Genomic DNA, 7,028 nt, shown 5'->3' with positions numbered 1-7,028 from the left:
ATCCAGGGCTGCGCGGGCCATGGGTAGGCGGCGACCGCCTGGAGCCGCGCGCCGCGCCGGGCGGCCTCGGCGAAGGCGAACTCGAGCGTCGCCTCGTCGGGGCCGTCCACCTTCAGGCCGACGACGACGCGCGCGCCGGGGCCCTCGGACGTCTCGTCCCGCACCTCGCCCGCGGCCCGGGGCACCACGACGACGGGGCACTCCGCGTCACGGGCGGCGGCCATGCCGCTGGAGCCGAGCAGCAGGCCGGCGAAGCCGCCGCGGCCCCGGGAGCCCAGCACCAGCAACTGGGCGGAGGCTCCCAGTTCGGGCAGGACGGCGCTGACCGCGCCCTCCAGTGCGACGTACTCCGTGTCCGGCTGGTCGGCGCGTCCTTCCAGGCGGGTGCGGACCCGTTCGAGGACGGGGTCGTCCTGCGGGTCCGCCGGTCCGGCGGCGAGGATCTCGGGCTGTGCCCAGTGGGCGTACTGGCGTACATGGACCACGCGCAGGGGCGCCGAACGCCTGCGGGCGGCGTCGAGGGCCCACTCCAGGGCGCGCAGGCTGTCGTCCGAACCGTCGACCGCCGCGATGACCGGCAGGGTGCTCACGGATTCCTCACCTCCGGGATACGACCGTCCCTTCCGGGGGCCAGCCTGGCTCAGGTGCCGGCCCCGGGAGGATGTCTCGGGTCGCGTGTCCGGAAATGCGGGCGCAACACCCCCGGATCGGCCGTCGGATCACGGCCGTCCGGGACGGTTCACCCGGCCCGGGTCACGTGAGGTCGAACTCCCCTTCCCGCGCTCCTGACACGAACGCGCCCCACTCGTCGGGCGTGAAGATCAGGGAAGGGCTTTCCGGGCTGCCACTGTTCCGCATGGCGATGAAGCCCTCCACGAAGGCGATCTGGACATCCCCCACGCCACGGCTGCTGGAATGCCACTCCGCGTTGGTGAGGTCCAGGTCCGGCTTGTCCCAGCCCGTGAGCGGGCGCTGCTGGGTGGTGGTCTCGGCCACGTCCGTGCTCCTCCCGATTCGTCGTCCGCGGCCAGCCTAGCGATCGTGCCCCATGGCCAACAGGGCACGTGAGGGGGACCTTTCAGGAGTCGGTTCGGGAGTCGTTTCAGGACTCGGGTGGCTGTGCTCCCACGAGCCACATCGAGAAGAACTGCGATCCGCCGCCGTAGGCGTGTCCGAGGACCCTGCGGGCGCCGTCCACCTGGTGTTCCCCGGCCTGTCGGCGCACCTGGAGCGCCGCCTCCGCGAAGCGGATCATGCCGGAGGCGCCGATGGGGTTGGTGGACAGGACGCCGCCCGACATGTTGACGGGCAGGTCCCCGTCCAGTTCGGTCACGCCCGCCTCGGTGAGTTTCCAGCCCTCGCCCTCGACGGCGAAGCCGAGGTTCTCCAGCCACATCGGCTCGTACCAGGAGAACGGCACGTAGATCTCGGCGCCGTCGATCTCGCGGCGGGGGTCGGTGATCCCGGCCTGCCGGTAGACGTCGGCCGCGCAGTCCTGGCCGGCCTGCGGGGAGACGAAGTCCTTGCCGGCGAAGAGGGTCGGTTCGCTGCGCATCGCGCCGCCGAGCATCCAGGCGGGCGGTCGTGGTGCCCGGGCGGCTCCCGCGCGGTCGGTGAGGATCATGGCGCAGGCGCCGTCGGAGGAGGGGCAGGTCTCCGAGTAGCGGATCGGGTCCCACAGCATGGGCGAGGCCGTCACCTTCTCCAGGGTGATGTCGTGTTCGTGCAGGTGGGCGTAGGGGTTCCTCAGCGCGTTGCGCCGGTCCTTGTAGGCGACCAGGGCGCCGATCGTCTCGGGTGCGCCGCTGCGTCGCATGTACGCGCGTATGTGCGGGGCGAAGAAACCGCCCGCCCCGGCCAGCAGGGGCTGCTGGAAGGGGATCGGCAGGGACAGGCCCCACATGGCGTTCGATTCGGACTGTTTTTCGAAGGCGAGGGTGAGGACGGTGCCGTGGACGCGGGCCGCGACGAGGTTCGCGGCGACGAGCGCGGTGGAGCCGCCGACCGACCCGGCGGTGTGCACGCGGAGCATGGGTTTGCCGACGGCTCCGAGCGCGTCGGCGAGGTAGAGCTCCGGCATCATGACGCCCTCGAAGAAGTCGGGCGCCTTGCCGATCACGACGGCGTCGATGTCGGCCCAGGTCAGCTCGGCGTCGTCGAGCGCGCGTCGTGCCGCCTCCCGGACCAGCCCGGCGATCGACAGGTCCCGGCGTGCCGCGACGTGCTTGGTCTGGCCGATGCCGACGACGGCCACGGGCTCCTTGCTCATCGGGGCTCCCCTTCGAGTACGGCGACCAGGTTCTGCTGCAGGCAGGGGCCGGACGTGGCGTGGGCGAGGGCGCGGTCGGACTCGCCGCGGTGGATGCGGGCGGCGGCCTCTCCGAGGCGGATGAGGCCGGCGGCCATGATCGGGTTGGCGGCGAGCGCTCCGCCGGAGGGGTTGATGTGTACGCCGTCGTCGAGCCCGAGGGCCTTGCGCAGGACGATCTCCTGCGTGGTGAAGGGTGCGTGCAGCTCGGCGGTGTCGACAGGCCGTTCGAAGGCGCCGGCCCGCTCGGCGGCCAGGCGGGTGGACGGCGAGTCGGTCAGGTCGCGCACGCCGAGGCTGTGTGCCTCGATGCGGTGGTCGATGCCGCGGATCCAGGCGGGGCGTGCGCACAGTTCACGGGCCCGGTCTCCGGCCGCGAGGATCACTGCGGCGGCCCCGTCGCCGATGGGCGGGCAGTCACCGGTGCGCAGGGGCCGAACCAGGTACTCCCCCTGCGCCACGGACCCCTTGAGCTGCGCGTGCGGGTTGGCGGTGGCCGCCTCCCGGTTGCGGGCGGCGACGGCCGCGAGGGCGGGCTCGTCGGTGTCGCCGGCGTCGATGAGGGCCTGTGCCTGGAGGGCGGCGAGCGCCACGGAGTCGGGCCACAGGGGTGCCACGTAGTACGGGTCGAGCTGGCGGGTCAGCACGTCGCGGACCGGGCCGGGCGAGGACTTGCCGTACGAGTAGACCAGGGCGGTGTCGGCGTCGCCGGTGAGGAGTTTGGTCCAGGCCTCGTACAGGGCCCATGCGCCGTCCATCTCGACGTGGGACTCGGAGATCGGCGGCCAGGCGCCGACGCCGTCGAGGGCAAGCGTGAAGGAGAAGGCGCGGCCGGCGAGGTAGTCGCTGGAGCCGGAGCAGGTGAAGTCGATGTCGGCGGTCTTCAGGCCGGTGCGGTCGAGGACCTCGTGCAGTACCGGCATGAGCATCTCCACCTCGGAGAGCTCCTCGCTGGTGCGCCGGTGGGCGGTCTGGGCGAAGGCGACGACGGCAATCTCGCGGTCCCGCGGTGCGCTCGTCACAGCAGCTCCTTGTAGACGTCGTAGTCCGCGTCGGGCTCGCCCGTCGGCCGGTAGTGGTCGGGATAGCGGGCGCCCTCCGTCCACACGGGTTCGACCCGCAGCCCCATGCGGACCTCGTCGTACGGGATGCCGCCGATACGGCCGTGGAGCGCGAGGCCGGCGCCGTCGAGGGCGATGTGTGCGTAGACGTACGGCACCTCGATGTCCAGGTTCTTCGCCTTGATGTTGACGATGCAGAACGTGGTCACCGTGCCGCGCGGCCCCACCTCGACCTGTTCGGCTGTGGCCACCCCACATGTGGGGCAGGCACCCCTCGGCGGGACGTAGACCTTCCGGCAGGACGGGCAGCGCTCGCCGACGGTGCGTCGGCCGCCCAGGGCGTTGATGTACGCGGTCTGGGCGCGGCCGGGCGAGTAGGTGTAGTCGAGGCGGGCGGCGGCGACGATGCCGGTGACGGAGTCCTCGAACTCACCGGTATTTCCTATGAGTTGCGGCGGCTCGCCGTCGTACGGCTCGAAGCAGGCGATGTCCGTGATGGTTCCGGTGCGTTCCTCCGCCCAGCGGATGCGGACGCGCATGCCTGTGTGGACGGCGTCGGGGTCCGGGGCGTCGAGGGCGTGCAGAAGGGCTGTGTCGGCGCCGTCGAGGCGGACCAGGGCCCAGGCGAAGGGGGTGGTGAGGGGCTGGCCGCGGCGGGGGGCGTGGTTCCAGGCCCAGGTGGTGACCGTGCCGGTGGGGGCGACCTCGACGAGGTCGCGGATCTCCTCGGCGGTGACGGGGTCGTACTCGGCGGGCGGGACGAGGACGCGCCCGTCACTCGCGCGTACCCCCAGGACGACGCGTTCGCGCAGGCCGGTCAGGAAGGCGCTCTGGACGGGGCCGAGGGAGCGGGTGAAGGGGAACTCGACGACGAGGGGGGCTTTGAGGACTTCGGGCATGCCACAGGGCTCCTTCGGTCAGGCGCGCTTGTAGACGGGCGGTCGTTTCTCCGCGAAGGCGCGGGCGCCCTCCTTGGCGTCGGCGGTGTCGAACACCGGCCAGCCCCGGGTGAGTTCGGCCGCGAGGCCGTCGGACTCGGTCAGCTCCGCGGTCTCGTAGACGGAGGCCTTGACGGCCTCGACGGCCAGCGGGCCGCAGGAGTTGACCTGTTCGGCGATCTCCAGTGCCCGTTCGAGTGCGGTGCCGTCGGGGACGACGTGGCCGACCAGGCCGATGGCGGCGGCCTCGCGGGCACTGTAGGGGCGGCCGGTGAGGAGCATCTCCAGGGCGTGGGTGCGCGGGATCTGGCGTTGCAGCCGGACCGTGGAGCCGCCGATGGGGAACAGGCCCCGCTTCACCTCGAACAGGCCGAAGGTCGCCGATTCGCCGGCGACGCGGATGTCGGTGCCCTGGAGCATCTCGGTGCCGCCCGCGACGCAGTACCCCTCGACGGCGGCGATCACCGGTTTGCGGGGGCGGTGGTGGCGCAGCATCGCCTTCCAGTGCAGGTCGGGGTCGGCCTTGAGCCGGTCGCGGTACTCCTCGCCGGCCATGCCTTTCCCGGCGAGGGCCTTGAGGTCCATGCCCGAGCAGAACGAGCCGCCCGCGCCGGTGAAGACGATCGAGCGGACCGAGTCGTCCGCGTCGGCCTCGAGCCAGCCGTCGTGGAGGCCGACGAGCATCGGCAGCGAGAGCGCGTTCCTGGCCTGAGGCCTGTTGAGCGTGAGCACCAGTGTGGCGCCTTCGCGCTGCACGGTGAGGTGTTCCGTCCCACCCATGGCCAACTCCCCTCTCGAAGAACGAGAACAGGTTGCAGTAGGGCGCGAGGCACTTCAAGGGTTTTCTGACAGGTAGTCAGTTTTCTTCGCGCGGACCCTTCACAGTTGGGCCGCCCTTTGCTCTGATGACCGGCGAACCGTCCGATGCCAGGCACGTCCCGGGTCAGGAGGAGCGGTGGAGTACAACCTTGCCGACCTGTTCGAGTCGGTCGTCGACGTCGTCCCCGGCCGTGAGGCGCTGGTGTACGCCGACCATCCCGGTACGGGCGCGGAGCGCCGTCTGACGTACGCGGAGCTGGACGCGGCGGCCAATCGCGTCGGCCACCATCTGCTCGACAGCGGGATACGGCCCGGTGAGCACCTCGGTCTCCACCTCTACAACGGGGTGGAGTATCTGCAGACGGTGCTGGGCTGCCTGAAGGCGCGGATCGTCCCGGTCAACGTCAACTACCGGTACGTGGAAGAGGAGTTGGTGTACCTCTACCGGGACGCGGATCTGGTGGCGTTGGTCTTCGACGCGGAGTTCACGGACCGGGTGGCGGCGGCGCGTCCGCGGGCGGGGAAGCTGCGCCATCTGGTCCGGGTGGGTGCGCCGGCGCAGGGGGCCGCGGAGGTGCCGTGTACGGAGTTCGCGGATGCCGAGGCCGCGGGGTCGTCGTCACGCGGCTTCCCGGCACGTTCGGCCGACGACCAGTTCATCATCTACACCGGGGGTACGACCGGGATGCCCAAGGGTGTGATGTGGCGGCAGGAGGATCTGTTCTTCGCGGGTCTCGGCGGGGGCGCCCCGACCGGTGAGCCGGTGAAGAAGCCGGAGGAGCTGGCCGAGCGGGTCGCGGCCGGTGGGTCCGGGATCACCTTCTTTCCCACGGCTCCGCTGATGCACGGCACGTCCACCCTCACGGCGTTCATCGGCTTCAACTTCGGGCAGCGGGTCGTGATCCACCGCAAGTTCGTGCCCGAGGAGGTGCTGCGGGCCGTGGAGAAGGAGAGGGTCAGCAGCATCTCGCTGGTGGGCGACGCGATGCTGCGGCCGCTGATCGACGCGCTGGGCGGTCCGCTGCGGCACATCGACCGCTCCTCGCTGTTCAGCGTGTCGTCGTCGGGCGCGATCATGTCGGACACGGTGCGCCGGCAGTTCCAGGAGCTGGTGCCGAACGCCATGCTGCTGAACAACTTCGGCTCGTCGGAGTCCGGTTTCAACGGCACGGCGACCGCGGACTCGGGACCCGAGCGGGGCTTCCGGATCCGTGTCCACGCCCGTACGCAGGTGGTGGACCCGGCCACATACGAACCCGTGGCGGCCGGCGAGGTGGGCCGGATCGCCCAGTGCGGACATGTGCCGCTCGGCTACTACAACGACCCCGCCAAGACCGCCGGGACCTTCTTCGACAGGGGCGGCGAGCGGTGGGTGCTGCTCGGTGACATGGCCACGGTCGACGAGGAGGGCGTGGTCACCGTCCTGGGGCGCGGCTCGCAGTGCATCAACACCGGCGGCGAGAAGGTGTACCCGGAGGAGGTCGAGCAGGCCCTCAAGTCCCACCCGGACGTCTACGACGCGCTGGTGGCCGGGGTGCCGGACCTCCAGTGGGGCCACCATGTGGCGGCCGTGGTGCAGCTGCGCGAGGGGGCGGTGCGGCCGTCGCTGGAGGACATCCGGGCGCACTGCCGTGACCGGCTCGCCGGCTACAAGATCCCGCGCCAGCTCGTGATCACGGAGTCGGTCCAGCGGTCGCCGAGCGGCAAGGCGGACTACCGGTGGGCCCGGGAGGTGGCGGTGGCGGCGGACGGGTGATTTTCCGGCCTGTCGATTGAACCTAAGGTGACGTGCGGACGTACTGGTGGTGGCAGGCTCGGCTCACCGGGCTCTGTTTGCCATGCCTAGCTTGTAATAAATGAAGGTCCTCCGGGTGTCGATGTTTACTATGTTGTTTATGTAGG

At 71.0% G+C, this 7,028-nt stretch carries 7 protein-coding genes; 1 reads left to right on the top strand and 6 read right to left on the bottom strand.

Annotated elements, in window-relative coordinates; translation table 11 throughout:
• From ACFTZL_RS37895 to ACFTZL_RS37870, 6 genes are all read right to left on the bottom strand, one after another.
• Positions 1–590, bottom strand: a 590-nt coding sequence (locus tag ACFTZL_RS37895; RefSeq protein ID WP_382592872.1) for a universal stress protein, incomplete at its 3' end; no start/stop codon positions are given.
• A gap of 163 nt (positions 591–753) precedes the next feature.
• On the bottom strand, positions 754–996 hold the full coding sequence (locus ACFTZL_RS37890) for a DUF397 domain-containing protein (protein WP_382592869.1): 243 nt from the start codon (positions 994–996) through the stop codon (positions 754–756).
• A 106-nt stretch (positions 997–1,102) separates the two neighbouring features.
• Positions 1,103–2,269 (bottom strand): thiolase domain-containing protein, encoded by a 1,167-nt coding sequence (locus ACFTZL_RS37885; RefSeq protein WP_382592866.1) that lies wholly within the window; start codon positions 2,267–2,269, stop codon positions 1,103–1,105.
• Positions 2,266–3,330 carry a thiolase domain-containing protein gene (locus ACFTZL_RS37880; RefSeq protein ID WP_382592863.1) on the bottom strand — a complete coding sequence of 355 codons (1,065 nt, stop codon included), beginning with the start codon at positions 3,328–3,330 and terminating at the stop codon, positions 2,266–2,268. Before ACFTZL_RS37880 ends, ACFTZL_RS37885 begins: the two co-directional genes overlap by 4 nt.
• A complete protein-coding gene (locus ACFTZL_RS37875) occupies positions 3,327–4,268 on the bottom strand; it encodes a Zn-ribbon domain-containing OB-fold protein (protein WP_382592860.1) in 942 nt (313 codons plus the stop codon). Before ACFTZL_RS37875 ends, ACFTZL_RS37880 begins: the two co-directional genes overlap by 4 nt.
• Positions 4,269–4,286: 18 nt before the next feature.
• Positions 4,287–5,087 carry a crotonase/enoyl-CoA hydratase family protein gene (locus tag ACFTZL_RS37870; RefSeq protein WP_382592857.1) on the bottom strand — a complete coding sequence of 267 codons (801 nt, stop codon included), beginning with the start codon at positions 5,085–5,087 and terminating at the stop codon, positions 4,287–4,289.
• Positions 5,088–5,262: 175 nt separating this feature from the next.
• On the opposite strand from ACFTZL_RS37870, the gene ACFTZL_RS37865 reads away from it, so the two are divergent.
• Complete coding sequence (locus tag ACFTZL_RS37865; protein ID WP_382592855.1) at positions 5,263–6,882, top strand: acyl-CoA synthetase; 1,620 nt, start codon at positions 5,263–5,265, stop codon at positions 6,880–6,882.
• The last annotated feature ends 146 nt before the right edge of the window (positions 6,883–7,028 follow it).

The sequence above is a fragment of the Streptomyces sp. NPDC056948 genome, from assembly GCF_042674225.1.
GTDB classification, from domain to species: domain Bacteria; phylum Actinomycetota; class Actinomycetes; order Streptomycetales; family Streptomycetaceae; genus Streptomyces; species Streptomyces purpurascens.
Note: the sequence above shows the minus strand (reverse complement) of the source record. Positions and strands in the feature narration are given on the sequence as shown.

Excerpts from the sequence above, each read along its gene's own strand:
- ACFTZL_RS37885 (WP_382592866.1), bottom strand. The coding sequence starts at position 2,269 with ATGAGCAAGGAGCCCGTGGCCGTCGTCGGCATCGGCCAGACCAAGCAC.
- ACFTZL_RS37875 (WP_382592860.1), bottom strand. The coding sequence starts at position 4,268 with ATGCCCGAAGTCCTCAAAGCCCCCCTCGTCGTCGAGTTCCCCTTCACC.
- ACFTZL_RS37870 (WP_382592857.1), bottom strand. The coding sequence starts at position 5,087 with ATGGGTGGGACGGAACACCTCACCGTGCAGCGCGAAGGCGCCACACTG.